Annotated in this window: 22 protein-coding genes and 1 other annotated feature; of the genes, 5 read left to right on the top strand and 17 right to left on the bottom strand. The window is 37.7% G+C overall.

Annotated features, from left to right (window positions below; translation table 11 throughout):
• Positions 1-320: 320 nt before the first annotated feature.
• The 3 genes from AN964_RS00900 to hutU are packed head-to-tail and all read right to left on the bottom strand — an operon-like array spanning position 321 to position 4,281.
• Entirely contained in the window at positions 321-1,322 is a 1,002-nt protein-coding gene (locus AN964_RS00900) for an agmatinase family protein (RefSeq protein WP_055737918.1), read from the bottom strand.
• A complete protein-coding gene (gene hutI / locus AN964_RS00895) occupies positions 1,316-2,593 on the bottom strand; it encodes an imidazolonepropionase (RefSeq protein WP_055737917.1) in 1,278 nt (425 codons plus the stop codon). The genes AN964_RS00900 and hutI overlap by 7 nt, the downstream gene beginning before the upstream one ends.
• 20 nt (positions 2,594-2,613) lie before the next feature.
• Positions 2,614-4,281, bottom strand: a complete 1,668-nt coding sequence (gene hutU, locus AN964_RS00890; RefSeq protein ID WP_055737916.1) for a urocanate hydratase — start codon at positions 4,279-4,281, stop codon at positions 2,614-2,616.
• 328 nt (positions 4,282-4,609) lie between these two features.
• Between hutU and AN964_RS00885 the strand changes: the two genes are divergently transcribed.
• Positions 4,610-4,954 (top strand): YkgJ family cysteine cluster protein, encoded by a 345-nt coding sequence (locus AN964_RS00885; protein WP_055737915.1) that lies wholly within the window; start codon positions 4,610-4,612, stop codon positions 4,952-4,954.
• Between the two features lie 39 nt (positions 4,955-4,993).
• On the opposite strand, the gene AN964_RS00880 is transcribed toward AN964_RS00885, so the two are convergent.
• The 7 genes from AN964_RS00880 to AN964_RS00850 all read right to left on the bottom strand — a co-directional run bounded on the left by AN964_RS00880 (position 4,994) and on the right by AN964_RS00850 (position 12,563).
• Positions 4,994-6,460 (bottom strand): AraC family transcriptional regulator, encoded by a 1,467-nt coding sequence (locus tag AN964_RS00880; RefSeq protein ID WP_055737914.1) that lies wholly within the window; start codon positions 6,458-6,460, stop codon positions 4,994-4,996.
• 340 nt (positions 6,461-6,800) lie between these two features.
• Positions 6,801-7,307 carry a CcdC protein domain-containing protein gene (locus tag AN964_RS00875; protein WP_055737913.1) on the bottom strand — a complete coding sequence of 169 codons (507 nt, stop codon included), beginning with the start codon at positions 7,305-7,307 and terminating at the stop codon, positions 6,801-6,803.
• 308 nt (positions 7,308-7,615) lie between these two features.
• A complete protein-coding gene (locus AN964_RS00870) occupies positions 7,616-8,449 on the bottom strand; it encodes an energy-coupling factor transporter transmembrane component T family protein (RefSeq protein ID WP_055737912.1) in 834 nt (277 codons plus the stop codon).
• Positions 8,440-10,152, bottom strand: a complete 1,713-nt coding sequence (locus tag AN964_RS00865) for an ABC transporter ATP-binding protein (RefSeq protein ID WP_055737911.1) — start codon at positions 10,150-10,152, stop codon at positions 8,440-8,442. The genes AN964_RS00870 and AN964_RS00865 overlap by 10 nt, the downstream gene beginning before the upstream one ends.
• A 33-nt stretch (positions 10,153-10,185) precedes the next feature.
• Positions 10,186-10,743 carry an ECF-type riboflavin transporter substrate-binding protein gene (locus AN964_RS00860; RefSeq protein WP_055737910.1) on the bottom strand — a complete coding sequence of 186 codons (558 nt, stop codon included), beginning with the start codon at positions 10,741-10,743 and terminating at the stop codon, positions 10,186-10,188.
• A 45-nt stretch (positions 10,744-10,788) separates the two neighbouring features.
• Complete coding sequence (locus AN964_RS00855) at positions 10,789-11,646, bottom strand: SAM hydrolase/SAM-dependent halogenase family protein (RefSeq protein ID WP_055737909.1); 858 nt, start codon at positions 11,644-11,646, stop codon at positions 10,789-10,791.
• Positions 11,647-11,714: 68 nt separating this feature from the next.
• Positions 11,715-11,993 (bottom strand) — a binding site (T-box leader).
• A 201-nt stretch (positions 11,994-12,194) separates the two neighbouring features.
• On the bottom strand, positions 12,195-12,563 hold the full coding sequence (locus AN964_RS00850; protein WP_280513075.1) for an alanine:cation symporter family protein: 369 nt from the start codon (positions 12,561-12,563) through the stop codon (positions 12,195-12,197).
• A gap of 157 nt (positions 12,564-12,720) precedes the next feature.
• On the opposite strand from AN964_RS00850, the gene AN964_RS00845 reads away from it, so the two are divergent.
• Positions 12,721-13,209 carry a PCYCGC motif-containing (lipo)protein gene (locus AN964_RS00845; RefSeq protein WP_055737907.1) on the top strand — a complete coding sequence of 163 codons (489 nt, stop codon included), beginning with the start codon at positions 12,721-12,723 and terminating at the stop codon, positions 13,207-13,209.
• Positions 13,210-13,263: 54 nt separating this feature from the next.
• On the opposite strand, the gene AN964_RS00840 is transcribed toward AN964_RS00845, so the two are convergent.
• The 5 genes from AN964_RS00840 to AN964_RS00820 all read right to left on the bottom strand — a co-directional run bounded on the left by AN964_RS00840 (position 13,264) and on the right by AN964_RS00820 (position 15,954).
• On the bottom strand, positions 13,264-13,578 hold the full coding sequence (locus tag AN964_RS00840) for an iron-sulfur cluster assembly accessory protein (RefSeq protein ID WP_055737906.1): 315 nt from the start codon (positions 13,576-13,578) through the stop codon (positions 13,264-13,266).
• 421 nt (positions 13,579-13,999) lie between these two features.
• On the bottom strand, positions 14,000-14,860 hold the full coding sequence (locus tag AN964_RS00835; RefSeq protein ID WP_055737905.1) for an AraC family transcriptional regulator: 861 nt from the start codon (positions 14,858-14,860) through the stop codon (positions 14,000-14,002).
• Between the two features lie 246 nt (positions 14,861-15,106).
• A complete protein-coding gene (locus AN964_RS00830) occupies positions 15,107-15,343 on the bottom strand; it encodes a spore germination protein (protein WP_187356703.1) in 237 nt (78 codons plus the stop codon).
• 26 nt (positions 15,344-15,369) lie between these two features.
• Positions 15,370-15,603 (bottom strand): hypothetical protein, encoded by a 234-nt coding sequence (locus AN964_RS00825; protein WP_055737904.1) that lies wholly within the window; start codon positions 15,601-15,603, stop codon positions 15,370-15,372.
• Positions 15,604-15,717: 114 nt separating this feature from the next.
• On the bottom strand, positions 15,718-15,954 hold the full coding sequence (locus AN964_RS00820) for a hypothetical protein (RefSeq protein ID WP_055737903.1): 237 nt from the start codon (positions 15,952-15,954) through the stop codon (positions 15,718-15,720).
• A 240-nt stretch (positions 15,955-16,194) separates the two neighbouring features.
• Here AN964_RS00820 and AN964_RS26605 point away from each other — a divergent pair, with 240 nt between their 5' ends.
• On the top strand, positions 16,195-16,401 hold the full coding sequence (locus AN964_RS26605; RefSeq protein ID WP_055737902.1) for a hypothetical protein: 207 nt from the start codon (positions 16,195-16,197) through the stop codon (positions 16,399-16,401).
• A gap of 100 nt (positions 16,402-16,501) precedes the next feature.
• Here the strand turns inward: AN964_RS26605 and AN964_RS00810 are convergent, their stop codons facing one another.
• The gene (locus tag AN964_RS00810; RefSeq protein WP_055737901.1) at positions 16,502-16,939 is read right to left on the bottom strand and encodes an Hsp20/alpha crystallin family protein; all 438 of its coding nucleotides are present in this window, start codon (positions 16,937-16,939) and stop codon (positions 16,502-16,504) included.
• Positions 16,940-17,160: 221 nt separating this feature from the next.
• Between AN964_RS00810 and AN964_RS00805 the strand changes: the two genes are divergently transcribed.
• Together AN964_RS00805 and AN964_RS00795 are read left to right on the top strand one after the other, a co-directional pair.
• Positions 17,161-18,285, top strand: coding sequence for a GerAB/ArcD/ProY family transporter (locus tag AN964_RS00805; protein ID WP_126648147.1), 1,125 nt, complete (start codon positions 17,161-17,163; stop codon positions 18,283-18,285).
• Between the two features lie 597 nt (positions 18,286-18,882).
• The gene (locus AN964_RS00795; RefSeq protein ID WP_055737898.1) at positions 18,883-20,013 is read left to right on the top strand and encodes a serine hydrolase domain-containing protein; all 1,131 of its coding nucleotides are present in this window, start codon (positions 18,883-18,885) and stop codon (positions 20,011-20,013) included.
• An 88-nt stretch (positions 20,014-20,101) separates the two neighbouring features.
• Here AN964_RS00795 and ltrA read toward each other — a convergent pair whose 3' ends face one another.
• A complete protein-coding gene (gene ltrA / locus AN964_RS00790; RefSeq protein ID WP_055737770.1) occupies positions 20,102-21,361 on the bottom strand; it encodes a group II intron reverse transcriptase/maturase in 1,260 nt (419 codons plus the stop codon).
• Positions 21,362-21,952: the final 591 nt, after the last annotated feature.

Genomic DNA, 21,952 nt, shown 5'->3' with positions numbered 1-21,952 from the left:
AAAGGAACTACTATTATTCATCCTTATCATTCATTGATGTATCCCTTCTATTATTATAGCATATTTTTACACCAAAAACCGCTATTTAATAAGGTTTTTTGACGTTTTTCAGCGCGTTTTAAGGTACTATACAGGCTTTAAAAATCTGTTTTAATAGGGAATTCTATCAATTCCCTCTAAAACGGCTTAAACAGAAAAATAAGGCCCTTTTACAAGATGGCCCCATTCTAAAAATCCCTCTTTCTATATATCTATATAAAACAGCAGTAAAAAGGCCTAAATCCGTATTGGAATTAGACCTTTCCATTGTTTTATATGTCCTATTTCTTCCGCATAGCTAATCCAGTCATAAACGACAAAAACACATGTGTTCCGGCTTTTACAGTAGGTTGTACGACTCCGTCCCGCATTGGATCCAAGCAAACAATATCCATAGCTCCAACTTTTGGATGAAGACCAGCAGTATAGACTGCCTCAAACAGTTCATCTGTCCTCATTCCACCGGGTGTGGAGGCTGGGACACCCGGTGCATAAGCAATATCTAAGACATCCATATCACAAGTCAGATAAATGCGGTCTACTTTCCCCGCTAAAGTATGCAGCGCTTGCTCAACCGTTTCTTTCACACCATTTTTTCGCACTTTCTTTAATGTAATGTAATTCACGCCATATTCCTTTGCACATTCCACTAATGATGGTGCATTAAAGAAACCGTGTAAACCAATATTAAATACATTTTCTCCCTTGATTGTTCCGCTTTCAATCAAGTTACGGATTGGTGTCCCGTTTGTTGGACCATGGTCCTTTAAATCACGTAAATCAAAATGAGTATCAAACTGTAAGATCCCGATTTCCTCATTAGGATAGGTTTCCTTCCAGCCTTTCACAAGCATCGCGGTAATCGAGTGATCTCCACCGATGCTAACTGGGATGGAACCTGAAAATTCCTTTGTTAGCCCATGGAAAGCGTCTTTAATATTTTGGTGGCTTAATAGGATATCTGTGAAGTGCATTTTCACATCACCGACATCGACAACGGACAATTCCCTTAAATCCACTTCTTCATCAAGATTATACGTATTGAACCCTTTCCAAGCGCGTCTAAAACTCTCCGGAAATTCAGATGCACCGGATGCACTAATCGATGATCTGGAAATTGGAACTCCCATCATTACTGCATCCCAGTGCTTTCCCCCTTCCTCTTCATTTAAATGGTGAATAGATTGAATCCATTCATTCACCTTTAAATCCTGCCCCCAAACGGCCTTTTTCCAAGAAAAAGCTGGAGTTTCGATCGGTAATTCACTTATTTTATTTAACATAGCTGACCACTCTCTACCACGATTTTTCCGGACTTAATAACGGTATCTGTATGATTCATTCCATAATGATATTGCAGCTGCATATAATTTGGCACATTCATAATGACAACATCCGCTTTCTTGCCAACTTCTAAACTGCCAATTTCTTTCGAGCGATTGATTGCATGCGCAGCATTTATAGTAGTTGCCGTAATAGCTTCTGCAGGAGTCATTCCCATTTTCATGCATGCCAGATTCATAATAAAAGGCAAAGAAGTGGTCGGGGATGAACCAGGGTTACAATCTGTTGATAGCGCAACCGGAACACCTTCATCAATCATTTTCCGTCCCCGTGCAGAATCCGCCATTAAGAAGAACGCCGTACCCGGCAGTAATACCCCAATTACCCCTTGTTCCGCCATTCTTTTAATGCCTTGGTCAGATGCCCTTAACAAATGATCAGCAGAAATAGCTCCTACCTCTGCCGCTAATTCTGCCCCTTCGTATGGCTCAATTTCATCGGCATGAATCTTCGGAATAAGCCCGTGCTTTTTACCAGCTTCCAATATCAAACGGCTTTGTTCAGGTGTAAAAACGCCTCTTTCGCAAAAAACGTCATTAAACTCTGCTAAACTATCAGCAGCAACTAGAGGAAGCATCTCTTCGATTACGATTCTCACAAATTCATCCGGGTTTTCCTTATATTCTCCTGGAACTGCATGAGCTCCCATAAATGTGCGAACAACATCGATCACGTGATCATCATTTAAACGTTTTGCTACTTCCAGCTGTTTTTTCTCTGTTTCCCAATCAAGCCCGTATCCGCTTTTTGCCTCAACTGTTGTTACGCCGTGCTTTAAAAAGGAATCCAGGCGCTTCATACTTTCCGAATAAAGCTCCTCTGGTGAAGCCGAACGAGTCCTCGATGTAGTAGCATGAATACCGCCGCCATTATTCATGATTTCCATATAGGTCGCACCATTTAAGCGCATATTAAATTCATTTTCACGACTTCCCGCATAAACAAGATGTGTATGCGGGTCAACAAGACCCGGCATCACAATTTTTCCACTCGCATCAACTACTGTTGCTTCCGAAATACGACTGGAGTACTTCTCGTTCAGTTCTTCCGTCTTCCCAACAGCTTGAATCTTCCCATCCTCTAACCAAAGTGCTCCATCCTGGAGTATATGAAGCTCGTTCATCGCCTCTTTTGTTAAAGGCTTTTCCGAACCGCCTTTTACCGTAATCAATTCATTTGCATGTTGGATAAAAATTGGTTTTTCAGACATTTGTGGTACCTCCGCTAAAATTATTTCGAACGCAGCATTGGAATATGGATACCTTTTTCCTCCGCTGTTTTAATCGCTAAGTCATAACCTGCATCCACATGACGGACAACACCCATTCCAGGGTCTGTTGTTAGCACGCGTTCAAGACGTTTTTCCGCTTCCTTTGTACCATCTGCAACGATAACCATCCCTGCATGTAACGAATATCCCATACCAACACCGCCGCCATGGTGTACAGATACCCAGCTTGCACCACCAACCGCATTGATCATCGCATTCAAAATCGGCCAATCTGCTACTGCATCACTGCCATCCTTCATGCCTTCCGTTTCACGGTTTGGTGAAGCAACGGAACCGGAGTCTAGATGGTCGCGGCCGATTACGATAGGAGCTTTTAACTCTCCGCTTGCCACCATATCATTTATGATTTTTCCGAAACGAGCACGTTCTCCGTAGCCTAACCAGCAAATACGTGCCGGAAGTCCTTGAAATTGAATCTTTTCACGGGCCATCTTAATCCAGTTACATAAATGGGTGTTGTAGCTGAATTCACGAAGGATAACCTCATCTGTTTTATAGATATCTTCAGGATCTCCTGATAATGCTACCCAACGGAAAGGACCTTTTCCTTCGCAAAATTGCGGACGAATATATGCTGGAACAAAGCCTGGGAAGTTAAAAGCGTTTTCTACTCCTTCATCCTTTGCTACTTGGCGAATATTGTTTCCATAATCAAATGTAACAGCACCTTTTTCTTGCATGACAAGCATTGCCTTCACATGCTCTGCCATGCTAGCTTTGGATTTTTTCACATATTCAACTGGATTTTCCTTACGTAATTCAGCTGCCGCTTCTAAGCTATAACCAACTGGAACATAGCCATTTAATGGATCGTGTGCAGAGGTTTGATCGGTTAGCACATCTGGAATGAACCCAATCTCAATCATCTTTGGTAAAATTTCAGCTGCATTCCCTAATAATCCAATAGACAATGCTTTCCCTTCCGCTTTCGCTTCTTTCGCTAGACGGATGGCTTCTTCTAAGGAATCCGTTTTGGTATCTAGATAACGCGTTTCTATACGGCGATCAATTCTTGTTTCATCTACCTCTATCGCAATACATACTCCTTCTGCCATTGTTACAGCAAGTGGTTGTGCTCCGCCCATGCCGCCGAGTCCCGCTGTAACCGTAATAGTTTGCTTTAACGATCCGCCGAAATGTTGTTTTCCTGCTTCAGCAAATGTTTCATATGTTCCTTGAACAATTCCTTGGCTGCCAATATAAATCCAGCTACCAGCTGTCATCTGGCCATACATCATTAAGCCTTTTTTGTCCAACTCATGGAAGGTATCCCAATTTGCCCATGCCGGTACAATGTTGGAGTTTGCAATTAATACTCGCGGTGCATCTGTGTGTGTTTTAAATACAGCAACAGGCTTACCCGATTGAACTAAAAGCGTTTCATCCGATTCCAACTCATGTAATGTTTTCACAATCGCATCATAGCAATCCCAGTTACGGGCAGCTTTTCCGATCCCGCCATACACAACTAAATCTTCAGGACGCTCCGCCACATCCTTATTTAAATTGTTCATTAGCATACGTAATGCCGCTTCTTGAACCCAACCTTTTGCATGTAATTCAGTGCCTGAGTAATTAATAACCTCTCTCTTTGTATCCGTTTTCATTTCTATGCCCTCCAAATCTACTTTTGATTGTTTCCTACTCTTATTATATAAATAAAATATTCAGGAAAGTTTTTAAAAAATATTTGATTTCTTATATTTATTCAACATTTTTTAGGCTATCTTTATAATAAATTGCTCATTTATTTATACTTAATCTATATTTTTATACTTATTCAATCTAACAACGAATTTTTACTTTCTTGGAATGAGCAATCAATTAAATATTGACAAATAAATATTTTTATGTTATGATAGAATATTTACCCGTTGATTACTAGCTTACTATATGATAAATTTCTTTTAACTTGTTTTTTTGGGAGGAGATAGTGTGGATACATTACCTTGCAAAGGATGCAGAGGGCTTTGTTGTGGACCTGTCCCAATCACGGGAAAAGAATTAACAAAAATAAAACGAAAGGTTAAAAACATGCCAAAAAAGCTGCGATCGAATCTTGAAAATCAAACCAGACTTTTGGGAACATGTATATTTTATGATTTAGATAATGATAAATGCGGTATTCATGATGTAAGGCCAGAAATTTGCAGAATGTTCGGTTACTATGAGCAACTTGCTTGTTTTCGTAAACCGGAGCTTGCAACTAAACCTTTACCTGCTATAATAGAAGACCCCGTTGGAATATTATCGGTAGATTTTACGTGGGACTATTTTTAAATATTTCCTGGGCTGTTAGCAACAGCCCTGTTTTTCTTATCAGTGTTCCATCCGATATTCCTTCGGTGCTTTTCCTACCACTTTTTTAAAAACTCTTGAAAAGTAATGCTGATTTTGAAAGCCAGTTAACGACGCAATCTCTTTAATGGCTAATTCCGTTTCTTCCAGTAATCTTTTCGCCTCTTTAATTCTTAATTGTGTTAAGCTTTCGCGGAATGTGCTCGATGTTTTTTCCACAAACAGATGACTTAAATAAGTAGAATTTCTTCCTACATAACGAGACAATTCATTTAAATCAAACTCAGGTTTCCAAAAGTGAAGTTCCATATAATGGAGGCATTTATCAATAAGCTCCAGATGGTCACTTTTACTTTTTTCGCGAACAGCATCAACCAGTTTCGAAGTGAAAATAATGAGCTTTTGTACAATACGATAAATTAAAGGATTATATAGAATGGTATCAAATATATCCAGGTACTCCTTCTCGTATGAATTGGAATCTAGATTTGCAGATTTCATATGACGGCGAATTTGTGCAAGAATACTTGTTAAGCGAATCCGCAGTAACCCCGGGTCGGGATACGGTTCATGAAACTGTAAAAATTCACTCGTTAAAAATTGAGATATTCCCTCTTTATTACCTTCGTTTAAAAAGCTTATCCATTGCTTCTGTTCACTCGGTGTCAAAAAGGGATCAATAAAAGCCCATTTCAATGGACTTTCAAATTCCAGTACTTGCCGATATCCAATAAAAAAGGTTACCTCGGTCATCTTTTTTGTTTGACTATATCTTTCATGAATGGATCTCCCCGAGTATTGATCATGATTGATAATAATAGAGACAGGCTCTTTTTGTTCCTGTTCCCAATCAAGCATAAATCGTTTACATCTTTCACTCCAATTCACATCTGCTGCATCCTTAAATAAACAAAGCAGCATATCACTCAACGGAAATATAATAGGAGAAACCGGAAAGATGTAATCCTTTAAAAATTGATTCAAGGTGGGTATGGTACTGGTATTTTCCGGCTGAAAAGCAATAAACACATATGATTTTGCTTGCTTTTTTACCATCATAAACAATTCTTCGTACATAACCTCTTGTTTTATTTCCGGATGAGGATGAATAGCATTTCTTTGTCGTTTACGATGCTGCTCTCGTATTAAATTATTTATATAATTTAATAACTCTTGAGGGGAAAAGGGCTTTAATAATAAGTATTTTGTTCCAATATCGATTGCTTTTTTAGCAGTCTCATAGGTTGCTTCCATCGTCAAACAAATCATAGCTGGCTCATGAATTTTCAATAGTCTTGTCAAGGATTCTGAACTTCCAATATTCATATCATATACCAATATGGCAGGGGGATCTTGTTCAAGTGCCAATATCGTTTCGCTTAAACTTGTAGCCACTTTTATACTTACATTGGAAACAGAAGACTCCACCAGCCACTGTATTCCCTTTGCCTCAAAGTCATCATGATCGGCAATGACTATTTTTATCATACGATTTCCCCTTCTTCCAATCCCTATTACCCATCATTATTTCAAAGATAATTTAAGAGGTAAAGCTTTTATATTATTAACGATTAATCCAGATATTTTTATAATTCACTTTTCGCCAAGAGTCAACACCACCTCCATTAATTGGGGAAATCAGCGGAATTACCAGGTCAATGTTTAAACTAGGTATGCATGGAGCCGGCTGGATATCGGCACTGGCGCATTCGGAAATCGTATTTCTTCTCGCGTGTATCGGGGATGTTCTTATATTTCTATTTTGTCGCTATAGTTTACTATGGAAAAAGTAAAAAACTGTGTGAGTTCACACAGTTTTTTCTGTATATTAAATTGTTTCCACTTTTAGATCACCCGCACATACTTTCCGAAATTTAACGAAGCTGCCAATTCTCCAAACTGCTATATAAATAAAGGCTAGTTCCATCGTTAAGACGGTAAACTCAATATAATCCAAGGTTTTAAAATATTGGCTTAAAGCAATACGAATCGCAATAAGAGCTATAATTACATATTTAAAATTTTTATTTCGTTTTGAATATACGAGTCCATCTTCTCTTATCTCATAGGATGTTTGAGTTAGCATTATTACTCCGAACAAAATACCAAGAATGCCGGCAATTAGCATTTCCCAAAATGCAGGTAAGTGAAATGGTTTTCCTGGTATATGCATTAGCTGACTAATACTTAACGTAAATACAATACTTAAAAACAACATGGGAGCAAGAATGCTAAATCCATTCCCTTTAATCGGACGCCCCCCTCTTTTCACTTTTATCAAAATGATTAATCCTATAATAATAGCCATGATTCCAAATGTTATTATTGTTTGCATTTGAACCTCAACCTTTCTATTTTATTTCTGCTCTTCTTTATATTGCTATTATAGTCAAGAAACGTATGCAAATATCAGTGCAATCCTTCACGTTTTCCATATGAAAAATTTCATGATTTAGAGATGAAAAAGCTTGGAATGAAGCAAATGATCTTTAAAAAGGATTCAAACAAAGGACGAGAAGAATGATGACTTATGGAGAAGTTATTATTCTTTCTTATTGCACACAAAAACCTTAAAACAGCAAACCACGAAGAGAGAATAGAAAATGAGTGAAGCTAAAAGCTTCACTCGCACTAGAACACAGGCTATTTTACAAACGGATTATAAAAACGATTACCATCATGAAAGGTAATAAACAAAGCAGCACCTAAGATACATGCACCCGAAACGATAGTAATATAATCCGCACGTTTAAAAGGCTTCCTACTATACCAGGTACGTCTTTTATTTTTTCCAAAGCCTCGCAATTCCATTGCATTCGTAATCACTTCGATACGATCCAAGCTCGATAAAATTAACGGGATAATAATCGAAGATGCATTTTTTATCCGCTTGAAAAGCTTTTCCTTCTTTGATAAGTCAATCCCGCGTGCTTGTTGAGATTGCGCGATATTCCGAAAATCCCTCTGAATATCCGGAATATAGCGCAGGGCAATGGAAACGGCGTACGCAATTTTATAAGGAACTCCTATTCTATTTAAAGAAGCTGCAAACTCACTCGGATGTGTTGTTACAATAAATAGCAATGCCGCTGGAATGACCACAAAATATTTTATCGTAATATTAAACTGATAAAATAGCTGCTCCAGCGTCACATTATATCTACTTGCAATATCAAATAACACATGACTAGTTCCATATATCTTCACGCCCTCTTGCGGGGAAAAAAGATAAATAGCGATATTATTTAAGAATAGAAAAAATAAAATAAAGAATAGAACAAAGGAAACCTCTCGAAGGTGAATCTTTGAAACAATGAAAATAGCAATACTTATTACTAATAAGAATAATAATACACGGGTATCATATGTAAGCATGGCTGCCGAAGACCACATGATAAAGAGGATTAGTTTGGTCGCACCTGAAAGTTCATGAACAGGTGATGAACGTTTAATATAGGAAAGCATCTCTACTGCCATGTCTTCCTTACCTCCTTATCGTAAGTGATAAATCTCGCAACAAAATCCTGAGGTTCTGGAATTTCCGCGCGAACCGCTAAATCATATAATGATGTTTCCTTCAAATTTGCTTTTTCAATAATTTGTTTATTAGTAAGGACATGAGATGCAGAATCATCTGCAATGAGTTTTCCGTCTGCAATCACAAGTGCTCTTGGTGTATACTCTAGCATCAAATGCATATCGTGAGTGATCATCAAAATGGTTACCCCTTGCTGATTTAACTCTACTAAAAATTCCATGATATCTGTATACGCTCGAAGATCTTGTCCAGCAGTCGGCTCATCCAGTATTAGAATTTCCGGCTGTAAAACTAAAATCGATGCGATCGTTACTCGTTTCTTCTGCCCAAAGCTTAATGCGGAAATGGGCCAATTGCGAAACGGATACAATCCGCATACTTTCAGTGTTTTTTCGACCCGCTCTATAATCTCTTCTAGCGGTACACCACGCATCACAAGCCCTAACGCAACCTCATCAAAAATCATATGCTTCGATATCATTTGATTCGGATTTTGCATGACCATCCCAATTCTTTCCGATCGCTCTCTAATGGTATCCTTTGTGATTTCCTTTCCATTCAAAAGAATTCTTCCGGACCGTACTTTTTCAAAACCGCAGATTAGTTTGGACAAAGTTGATTTCCCTGCACCATTTTTTCCAACAATACTAACCATCTCTCCTTTTTGAATGGAGAAGGATATTCCCTGCAGTGTGTTTTTACCTGCATGGTAGCCAAATGTAAGATTCTCCGCCTCTAATATAGGAAGGGGTTTATCTGGACTATTTGGCATGTTTGTTTTCTCAAACCATTTCTGTAATTTCTCTTTACATGAATGGATATCTAAACGTTCCAAATAGGCGGGATGCATATCCTTTGTAATAGTACAACCAGCATATTTCAAGGCCTTTACATACAAAGGCTCCCGAATATGATTTTCTTCTAATATTTGTGAAGCTAATAATTCATCTGGCGTTGTATCACTTACAATACGTCCCTCATTCATCACAATAATTCGATCTACATCCTGGTGTAAAACATCCTCTAGGCGGTGTTCCACAATAATTACCGTTGTATTGGTTTCTCTTTTGATCCGATCAATCAATTCGATTGCATGTTTTCCAGTTGCAGGGTCTAAATTTGCCAAAGGCTCGTCGAACAAGAGAATCTCCACCTGATCTACCATTACTCCGCCAAGTGCAACACGCTGCTTTTGCCCTCCTGATAGTTCATGAATCGAAGCTTCTAAATAATTCTCCATGTCGATTAATCTGGAAACATCCGCTACTTGCTTCTCCATCTTCTCTTGTGAAATACAGTCGTTTTCGAGAGCAAAAGCAATATCTTCTGCTACAGACAACCCAATAAATTGCCCGTCTGGATCCTGCAAGACTGTGCCAACCATTTTAGATATGGTGAATAAATCTAATTCCTTTGTTTCCCTCTCTTTTATTTTCAGACTGCCTTTTATTTCACCACTATAAGAAAAGGGAACAAGCCCATTGATGCAATGAGCCAGTGTACTTTTTCCAGAACCTGAAGGACCGACAATTAATACTTTTTCTCCTTCAAATATCGTTAAATTAATATCATGAAGAGTAGGTTCTGCTTGACTTCTGTATTTAAAAGTAAAGTTTTTAAAAGAAATAATACCTTTTTTCATTAATGTACTCCCTATAATACTATCTCTATTTCATTACATATCTTTTGTCAGACTTCCTGTTTTGCTGCGCGTTTTTGCATAGGCAAGTAATAAAACCGTCCCAATTACACCAACAGTTATAATATTTGAAATACCCGCAACTAAACCTTGCGTGTAAACTTTATGAGATGGTTCTGCATAAATTAAGACGTCTAATGATGGCGCAATGAGGAACCAACCTATTGCTTGAACAATAGCTTGAATAAGGTTAAATGTCACAATTTGTTTTACTCTAAAGACACCAGATTCAATATTGATTTTTTTAGACACTAGACCAATAAAAAATCCAACAAATACGGAAACAATTACCCAACTCCACCAAACAGATCCATAGAAAATAGCATCTTTAAGCGCGTGACCAATTAATCCAATCAATCCTCCTGCAATTGGTCCAAAAACAATAGACATTAACGCTAGAAAGGCATATGAAGTTTCAATAGAAGTATTAGCTATACCACTCGGGATGGACGCGAACCTTCCTAATACAGCAAAAACAGCCGCTCCTATACCGATTGCAACAATCGTTTTAACAGATAGTCCTTTTCTTTTCATCTATACTTCCTCTCCTAATTTTTTTATTTTTCAAACATTTGATTCCTAATTATAGCTGATTTTCGGGACTTTGCGAATAGTAATTTTCCAATTCACACCTGTGGAAATATGATACGCTTTAGCAAATGATCCTTGATTAATCGCCACCCCTAAATTATCGAGTGAATTTACATAAAGCAGTGGTTCACCTAAATGGGTATCAGCGAAACAACGGCCAAAGGTCATAATATTTTTATAAACTTGGCGAGTATTATTATCGATGGTTACTTGTAAGGAATCGCCATATGATATTCCTGCTTTTTCAAATAATTCTCTGCTTATATTTGTCCAAAGGTTGCCAAAGCGAACATCTAAAATATCGATAGTACCAGAAATGAGATCTTCCGTAAGGGTAGGATCAGTTAAAGGCAATTCAACAAGGTCATCCACATTTACAACGGGGCCAACTTCCTCAAAAGAAATAATATTTGCCGCCAAGCGGGCACCCGTGTATGCATAGACATCTCGGCCATGAAATGTGTACGATTCTCCTGAGTTTGGCAAACGGTTAACCGTTTCATCTATTTCACGTGCCTCAACAATCCCAATATTCTGTTTGATATGCGTAATGCTTCCATTATCCGGTGTAACAATATAATGGTTGTCAGCGGTTTTGACTACAATACTTAATCTGTCCGAACCTACCCCAGGATCGACGACAGAAACAAAGACTGTATCTTCCGGCCAATACGAAATCGTTTGATAGAGACGATAAGAACCCTCCCATATATTGTATTGCGGAATTTCATGTGTTAAGTCAAAAATAGTAATGCCTGAATCTACGGATAACGCAACACCGTACATTGCACTGACTGCACCATCACATGTACCAAAGTCTGTTTGAAGAACTAAATGTTTTGCCATTGTCGTATTCCTCCATTTACGTTTAGATATTTGTATAAAAATAAAAAACCACGCCATTATCAATAAATGATAAGGACGTGGTTGGAATCAACGTGGTACCACCTTACTTCACTGCATGCTCGCACATACAGCCTCAACAAGTACATAAGCCAGCAAAAAATATGACTCTTTATACTGTGGTTTTGATAACGAGTACCAAATCTCGTCGGAACCTACTGATATCAAAGATACGTTCAGCACGAAACTCAGAGGCCATTGTTCAGATTTCTATTCTTTGCTTCTTTTCAGCTACCGAAGCTCTCTGTGTAAAAATATTGAAATCTTACTTTTCTCTTCATCGTTTTTAAAAGGGTGTTTTTCCTATTCTATTGAAATATTAACGTTATTATACGGAACAATATTTGGCAATGCAAGCATAAATTTCAAAAAAGTATGAATTCAATATCGACAAATAACGACTAGTCCAATGACTTGTAAATATCAAAAAAAATAAACTACCTTCTCTTTTTTATTCATTAAGGGAAGATGACTAATTTTTTACATTGATTTTAGGTATTTATCGGGACTTCTTTTACATTGTTCCTGCTTTTGCTTTTCTCTTTTTTACGAACATCCTCGAAAATCTTTGTTTCTGATACGATAACACCTGAAAGCATAAGGAGAGCGATTAGATTAGGAATAGCCATTAAATCGTTGAAAACATCGGATATTCCCCATACGATACTCAAGCTAGAAACAGAACCTATTAGGACTGCTATTGTAAAAATAACACGATAGACAAATACTGAACGATCACCAAATAGGTAACTTACACATTTTTCCCCATAGTATGACCAGCCAATAACAGTGGAATATGCAAAGAAGATAAGTCCAAAGGTCACAATGTAGCCTCCGACATGCGGGAAGAACCGTCGAATGCAGATTCCCTATATTTTTTTGGCATTTTCATTAAAAAAATAGTCATATAATCCGTTATATGAAATTAATGTGTCAGTATGATGTATTCACTTGATTACATTTATAGGAAAAATTAACATTAGGTTAGTTGTATAAATAGTACGGGAAGGTGATGAAATGATTAAAAGATATTTTGTGAGTATTCTAGTTTTACTTTTATTCATTTTCGCAGCGGGCTGCTCGAATTCGAATCATAAAAAAAGTGCGGTAAGTGATGACCATAAGGCATCAACGGGAGATTTGGCGGAGGAAACCTCTTCCATGAATGAACTGCCTACCTTTTTAAATGGCCAAACAGATACTATTAAATCTATTTATAAAGCCTCTGCTGCAAGTAAGGAATTGCTTGAAAAGATTCCATGTTACTGCGGATGCGGTAAAAGTGTGGGACATAAAAATAATTATGATTGTTTTGTTAGGGAAAATAAGAAAAATGGCAGTATAGTTTGGGATTCCCATGGGGTGAATTGCGATGTATGCCTTGAAATCGCGGCACAATCTATTACAGATTATCATAACGGAAAATCCATTAAAGAAATCCGAAAAGAAATTGATCAAAAATATAAGGAAGGATATGCTAACCCAACTCCAACACCACAAGTATAATAATGAAGAAGTGTCCGCTGCACGAGGACACTTTTTCATTTTGTATACGAGTCATTAATGGTGGTGATGGTGTCCAGCATGACCTTTTTTGGGATTGGTGATGACGAATTCTTCTTGAGGAACGAAGAAGAATTGGATCCAAACACCATCAAGGTATTCTTCGTCACGTTTGTCCAACAGGATATCGATGCCTTTATCCGTTTTGACAATTTCATCATGCTCCGTTGGGTGATCAAATTGTAAAGCGTAGTGTGCATGATCTCCGTGAACCTCGGTAATGATAACACGGAGCATTTTGCCTTCTGATTCTTCGTCATTTAACATTTTATTCATGATTTTTGCGGCATTTCGGTTTATTTTAACTTGCATTTTAATAGGACCTCGATTCACATAATGTCTATTTCATTATTCTATCACAATAATGGAAAAGACAAACATCAGAAGCCTCATACAAAATCAAACTGGTTCTGAAAATACAGTGAAAAAACGTTGGGACAATGAGCTTGGGAGATTGTAGACGAAAACAAAAGAGGAAAGCCCAGGGCTAAGCGGACAGAGGTTCCCTTATCTGTGACAAAAGTGGTATTTATAAGAGTTTACAGGACAGACGTTCCGCTATTCACGGAAAAACGCATGAAAATCACTGCATTTATACCGAATAACGGATTTTGTGTCCTCTAACATCGAAAATAAGCCCATTTTGTCACAGATAGCGGAACTGGTGTCCGCCTCAAGATCAAAAAAAGCAAATACCCTTTGTTTATACAAAGAGTATTTGCTGCTCGTATCCCTATTTTACCGGAATCCAAATTTCAGAATAATAATCATCCTGATATGCATCATCATCCGGATACACTTCTAATTCTGGTGTTCCCGCATGGCGGTATCCGCTTGAAGGGAACCATTCGGAAAAAATTCGCTCCCATGTTTTTTGCATTGCTTCAGGCATTGGACCGTTTACTTCAAAAACAGCCCATTTAGAGGCAGGGATCTCGAGATGAAGTAATTTCTCCGGTTGCTCGCCTTCATGTGCTGCAGCAATCCAGTAATCAATCTTACGTGAATCTGTATCACTCTTATCTACACAAACACCAAGCACACCTTTAACTGGACCATTATTCAATTGGTTCAATAACCGCGCTGTTCCATTTGAATTTACTTCTTCCCATAACTTAGGAATTTCAATAAGATTTTCATTGTTCATCACCGAATACTCACGTTTGATTCCGACTACTTGAAACGCTTCTTTTTCTACAATACTGTACTTCACTGGTTCTACCCCTTTCAGACTCACCTGAATAGTCAGGCGGTTATAAGATTGCAGCTTCCCCTTCCCCTTTCGCACTTCGCTTGGCGAGATACCATGCTGTCTACGGAAAGCTTTCGTGAAAGCCTCGGGAGTGTCGTAGCCATATTTATAGGCTAAATCAATTACTTTCTCATCTGTTCTGGACAATTCTTCAGCTGCAAGGGTCAGACGACGTCGCCGTATATACTCTCCTACCGTTGTATCCGTCAAGATAGCAAATGTTCGTTGAAAATGAAACACGGATACATTTGCTTGTTTGGCAATATTATCGATAGATAGGGAATCAAGTAAATGTTCTTCCATATAATCGATCGCCTTCTGCAATGATTCAACCCAAGTCATATTGCTCACTCCTTACATTTATCTTAACGGCCGAAAATTTTTTCTTCCTGTCATTTTGTGCTTTGTGATGACATGTTCCAATTATGTAAATTCTGCATAGATCCCGATTTCCCCTTCCAGTGTTAAACAACATAAAAATAAAGGCTTTACAGGTGTTCTTTAAAGAAATATCAATCAGAAGAAACAATATAACTAACCACAACAAAAAACAGGTGTAAAAAAATACACCTGCTAAATATATATCGTTTATACAATGCTATTTTTAACAGAAGGGCTATCGCTTACATCTGGATCAACTAGGTAATCAATCGGTATATTTATCGGCGACAAATCGCCGTTTAGTTCTCCAAACCCTTGATTACGCTTATAGGAAGTAAATTGATCAATAAATTGAACCGGCCCAACATTAATAACCGAATTATTATCAACTGAATTAATTTTAAATGCAAGCAGATTGAGTGCGAAAGGGGTAAAAAACACCATTTAAATACCTCCCTTTTGACCATAAGCTATAGTATGCTATTTTTTACCGTTGGGGTATCGATAAAATCACAATCAATAGCCGTCGTAATAGGAAAAAAAACAGGTGAGAAATCACCATTCAGTTCTCCGGTTCCTTGATTTCTCTTATAAGAAACGAATAAATCAATGTGTTGACTAGAACCCATATTCACAGTAGCGGCATGGTCAACTGCATTTAATTTAAAAACTTGAAGGTTTATCTCCACTGGAGCAAAATTCATGTTATACCTCCTATTTTCAAAACGGAGCCGTTTTTTCCTTAGCTATAATACTAAATTTTTTTGTTAAGTACCTGATGAACGAATCTTAGTCAATATCCCCAGATACAAATTCCTTTACTCCATATCCGTTTGCTTTTCACTGGAAAAATCAGTCATATCATCATCAATAAGTTCACTAACGGTAAAAAACCGGGGACTTCCATCTGATAAAAACTGTCCAATCGCCTGATTTTTTTTAGCACTTGCAGCCTTATTTACCTGGACTGTTGACCCTAAAGAAATAGTACTGGAATGATCCGCGTTAACAATAATGAGATCACTAAGATTGATTCGTGTAGAGTCAAACTTCATATTTCATTTCCCTTTCTCAAAATCTAAGAATTATTTAATCCTATGCATAGGTTAGATACATTATTCAGTGGATATTAATTTCATGCGTGTATCACTTTGATTTTCCGTCTACCCTTAACTTTCCATTATTCCATGAACCCACTTCCTGAACATTTTCTAGGTAACCCCCTGGATTTCTGCCCATACCAATTATTTTTTATTGAATACCAATAGATTAATGGGATGTAAAGGAGGGGAAATATGTCTAAGCAAAAACACGAAAAAGTCATTCATGTCGATAAGCTTGTCATACATGCAAAGGAAGTTGAAATTATTCAAGAAAGGCCGGCCCACACTGAACCAGAAAGAAGAAACCCATGGGATTTCTTCTGGAGAGGGCAGCCAAGAACTCAGGAGAACATGGCACCAACAACGGCTGAAAATATGCCGGTTGAGGAGAGCGAATAAAAGGAGACAAAAAAAGGCCAGTTTTGGCCTTTTTCTTCTGCAATAAAAATTTGATAGTATCGTAACCTTAGTCCTTATCTAGCTATAGCGCCTTTTCTTCTTAATGAAATTCCACATCAATTTTTCGGTTGTTTTCCTTCATTAATTTTGGCATTCGGACTTCCAGCACTCCACTTTTATAAGAAGCTTTTACACCTTCTGTCGAAACAGGGCTTGGCAATGAAACGGAACGATGGAAACGCCCAACATACCTTTCTTTCCTGTGCATATTTTCCTCTTTTACTTCATTTGTTCGATTAATCGATCCACTAATCATCAAAATATTGTTTTCTATCTCGATGTTTACATCTTCCTTCTTCACCAATCCCGGAATATCACAAGTGGCAACCACTTCACTATCCGTTTCATGTACGTCTACTCGTATCCCTCCCAGATTAGGCTCTCTATCAAAGTTCATTGGAAAATCTGAAAACAACCGATCAAAATCCTTTCTCATGTTAGATAAATGTCTAAACGGATCATACGGAGTTAAATCCATCTTTTCTCCTCCTTATAAGTAGTACTGTTCTATTTTTTGAAGTATGGATAAGATTATACAAATTACAAATGAGAGAGTGATTCCTTTTCATTTGTAATTCCTACATAACAAACCTTTTTTTGGAGACAATAATATTAGAATAATGAAACTCCGTTTATTCGAATTATATTTTTTTCATAATCCATTGGCATTAATAAGTGCCTACAACCTGGGGGTTAATGATGCAGCCGCCAATAATTCCAGAAAGCAAAAAATTCTCCCCTTATCTAGTTTTTTTTACTGTTGCTGGTATGCAAATCGGGATAGGGATATTAGGGTTTCAACGAATAATCGCCAAACTAGCGGGATATGATGCATGGGTATCTGTTATTTTGGCAGGGTTAAGTACGCATGTTATTATTTGGTTTTTATACAAACAATTGGAGACAGTGAAAGGTGATCTTTCCGACATTCACACGGCTGTTTTCGGAAAATGGATCGGAGCCTTATTTAATATCTTTTTTGTGTTATATTTTTCTTTGTTTGTAGTAACAGCTCTTCGCACGTACATTGAGGTTATTCAAGTGTGGATGTTCCCTGATATGAGTACTGCTTGGTTTGCCTTAATATATTTAGTTCTATGTATTTATAGTATTAATGGAGGAATTCGAACAGTAGTCGGTCTTTTCTTTTTTGGGTCAGCCCTTCCTTATTATATTATTTTCTTCTACGGATTTGCGATGCAGTATGCCGATTTCCGGCACTTTCTGCCTATCTTTAATCATTCTTTTAATGATTTTTTACAGGCAGCTCAAGGCATGTCCTTAACCAATCTTGGCTATGAACTTATTTGGGTTTACTACCCTTTTATAAAGGAGCCAACTAAATCAAAAAAATGGGCTCATCTTGCATTGGTTTTTACAACTATTGTGAATTTATTTGTCACTTTAATAACCTTTGCATTTTATTCCCAGCCTCAATTACAAAAAAATATATGGGCAACCTTGACTACTTTTAAAATTATTCATTTTCCAGTTGTAGAACGCTTTGAATTTATCGGGATAGCTAACTGGTGTTTAGTGATTCTCCCAATTGTTTGTCTTTCCTTATGGAGTGCAAGTAGAATTTTAAAAAGAACCGTGAAAGTCAAACAAAAATATGGGGTTGTCCTAATAAGCTTTTTTGTATTTTTAGTATGCCTGCAATTAGAAACAAGGTTACATATTGACTTGATCAATGCTATCATCTCCGATATTGGATTTTTCATTAACTACGTTTATATCCCTTTATTGTTTGTTTTACTGATAATTGTAAATAAAGTGAAGAAGATGATGAAAAAGCAAAAGAAGAGTTCCGCTTCGTCTTAGTACACGAGATCTTAGGAAAAGGGATCTCGTTTTTTTGTGGGTTAATGGAGTAAGTTAAAAACAAAACGGGGAAAGGAAGGATATTTTAGCCTTTAGGTGAATATAACAAACTTAATAGCCTATAGGAAGCAGGTGTCAATTTATGATGCTAAAATTATTTATCTGTTCATTTATTTTACTCTTCCTGTCATTTGTCTTCTGGCTTTATGCACATCTTTCTCCGGTGTATATGGACAAAATGGCTTCCCCGACATCCCATGATCATCTAAAAACATGGAGCAATTTAGGCACAGGAATTTTTCTTATCAGCACCGTTATCCTGCTAATCATTCTCATCATGCGAAAAAAAGCGGATTAATAAAAGGATTCGTTAATTAGATTATTCTTGGATGGAATCGAACTCCTTTCATTGTGATACAAATAAAGTCAAAAATATGTGGTTCGAACCTTCATTTTCTTATTGATTATTCATTTCTATTTCATTAATATAGGACTGTTACAGAATGATTTTAAAAAAGAGGATTGGTTACGCTGACTAGGGCATCCACATTAAAACGTAGAAGGGCCATAAGAAAGAGGAGAATTATCGGAACCCTAATGGTTTTTTGTCTTCTCATTTTACTTCTATTTGGCGCCATCTACAGTTTATTTCACAAAAAAGGAATAACGAAAGCAACAGAACAAAAGCATCAAACGGAAAGTTTAATTCGTGATGATAAACCAAATATAACAGCAAAGAAAAATGCAAAAACAAATCACTCTCCAAAAAATATCGTGAAGAGCAAAGAAATTGATGATTATTTAAAAAGCATTCATTTTAACGGAACGGCAGTCGTTGTAAAAAATGGCCAGTTCGTTATAAATAAAGGATACGGTTTTGCAAATAGGGAAAAACAAGCGCCAGACAATCCCAATACCATTTATTATATTGGCTCCATTACGAAATCCTTTGTATCTGCATCATTCATGCAGTTACAGGAAAAAGGTTTGGTAAATACGAATGATTTATTGTCAAAATACCTGCCATCATTTCCACATGCTAACGAAATAAAAATCTATAACTTGTTGACACATACTTCGGGAATTCGGGAGCATATGGAAACGAGTGAAAAACTTTCGAGAGAACAATTGATGAAAAAAATCGGTAAAGGCGCACAAACCTTGCTATTTAAGCCCGGAACTCAATGGAACTATTCTGATTCCAATTATGCGATATTAGGCTACATCATTGAAAAGGTTACAGGAGAATCCCTACATGACTATATTCGTGGACACATATTCAAGCCAGCACAAATGAAAGATTCCGGTTTTGGAGAGGCCTTATACCATTCGCCTAATCAATCCATTGGCTACAAGCTAAAAGATAACTCTATCTACACACCTGGTATGCCTGATTTTTCCCAGTTATTTGGATGTGGGGATATCTATACAACTGCTTCCGATTTATATAAGTTCGATTTAGCAATAGAATCTGGAAAGCTGTTCTCAAAGGATAGCTTCAACCAAATCTATACTCCCAACAAATCGAATTACGGCTTTGGCTGGTATGTAGATCCAGGAAGCTACTCATCCCATGGAGTTATGCCTGGTTGGAATACACTAAATAGTTATTCAAAGAGCGGAAATATTTATGTAGTTTTGCTCTCTAATATCCAAAATAATATTCAATCTATGGGTGTTGTAAACAATAATATATATATGAAACTGGCAAATTTTCAAGGAAGTTAATCTTTTGTCCAAAATCGAGTAGGAGGAGGTGACTAACCCCCGACCTCTCACACCACCGTACGTACGGTTCCGTATACGGCGGTTCCATTTATGTCTGACGTAGTTGAGAATATCTCACATAAAGACTCTTCAGCCCTCGCATCTCCCAATAGGAGTTTGTGAGGGTTTTCTGTAGGATTGGGCTTCTGGCTATTCTCCAATATTTCTTTCTAGAGTTTCCCCATTCGTATGCCTTCTCTTTTGGAATCCCTAATCCAATGAGTTTTCTTACTTTGGTTTTTGGTTTCTTCCATTCTTTCCATTGGCACATTCTGAGACGCCTTCTAATCCATTCGTCTAATTCTTTGAAAATAGTGGGTGTATCTGCTAATGCATAATATCCGCACCAGCCAATCAAATATTGATTCAGCTTCTCTATTCTATAATCCATTGGAATTGGTTTTGACCTTGAAGTTAATTCTCGTATCCGTTTCTTGACACGTTGAATACTTTGGTTTGACATCCGCACCTTCGGTTTCTTATGAAATGTGAAGCTAAAACCTAAAAACTTTCTTTTCCAAGGTCTGTCTACAGCTGACTTTTCTCGATTCACCTTTAGTTTTAGAGTAAATTCAATGAAAGTAGTAATCGAGTCCATTACTCGCTCTCCGGCTCTTCTCGATTTTACGTAGATATTACAATCATCTGCGTATCGGACAAACTTGTGCCCTCTCTTTTCTAACTCTTTGTCTAGTTCATCTAGAACGATATTGGAGAGTAAAGGACTTAATGGTCCACCTTGGGGCGTACCCTCCTCGGATTTCGTTATGACTCCATTAATCATAATGCCAGACTGTAGATACTTCCGAATTAGTGATAGGAGCGTTCTGTCTTGAATCCTTTTGGATAGAGTCCGCATTAATCTATCATGATTGACTTTATCAAAGAATTTCTCCAAGTCCATGTCGACTACCCATCGGTATCCCTCTTCGATATATTTCTTCGCTTGTCTAACACCGTCATGACCTCGTTTGTTTGGTCGAAAACCATAGCTCTGTGTTGAAAAAGTCGGGTCGAAGATAGGGGTTAAAATCTGAGTAATCGCCTGTTGGATGAAACGGTCTGTCACGGTTGGGATACCTAATAACCTTACTCCACCGTTCGGTTTTGGGATTTCAACCCGACGGACAGGAGAAGGTTGATAAGTACCCTCCATTAAGGATGTTTTAAGTGTATCCCACGTTTCGAGAATATGTCTTCGTAGGTCTTTTACGGACATATTGTCTACTCCATGACTTCCTTTGTTCTTTTCTACTCGCTTTAATGCCAGTAAAAGATTTTCCCGTGACAGCATTCGTTCCATTAACATTGAGATTTATCCTTTCTACGTGAACAATACATTCTCATTAAGTGGGTTCTTTACTAAGCCCTCCCGAAGTCCCCCATGGAATTCACCATTTCTTCCTTTCAGGTAGGTTCCGTAAGAATTTTCTGCTTTCATACATAAAGAACCGTTTGCCGAGTGTTTGTTCTCCTAAAATGGTTCAGTCCTTCCTTGATTCTCTCGAGCAAACCAAGTACTACGACTTCGGCTGACTTCTGATTGTTCAGCTATCCATTACTAGATAGGTTACCAAGTGTACTTGGCGTATCAACCAGACCTCCCCGGGTAAGAGTGCAATCTTTCCTTCCATCTATCTGCTTCATTTACTTTGTATCACCTTCGGCAGAAAGGACTTTGTTTTGTATTGCAAACTCATCCAATGATACCTAGCCTTGTATGAAGTTCGTGTTCCTCAGACCGGAAGTTTGCCGCTCGCTTCCTTCAGATTCCGCGTCACCACGGACACCCTTGCGTTAAGCTAACTGCTACTTCTGCCTTCACAGTTCGGGACTTTCACCCTAGAGACTACACCCATGCCGGGCGCACAATAAAGAAGCACCCTATCAAAATAGGGTG

Origin of the sequence: Heyndrickxia shackletonii (assembly GCF_001420715.1) — a bacterium.
In the GTDB taxonomy this organism is placed as follows: Bacteria; Bacillota; Bacilli; order Bacillales; family Bacillaceae_C; genus Margalitia; species Margalitia shackletonii.
This window is presented reverse-complemented; position numbering and strand designations above follow the sequence as displayed.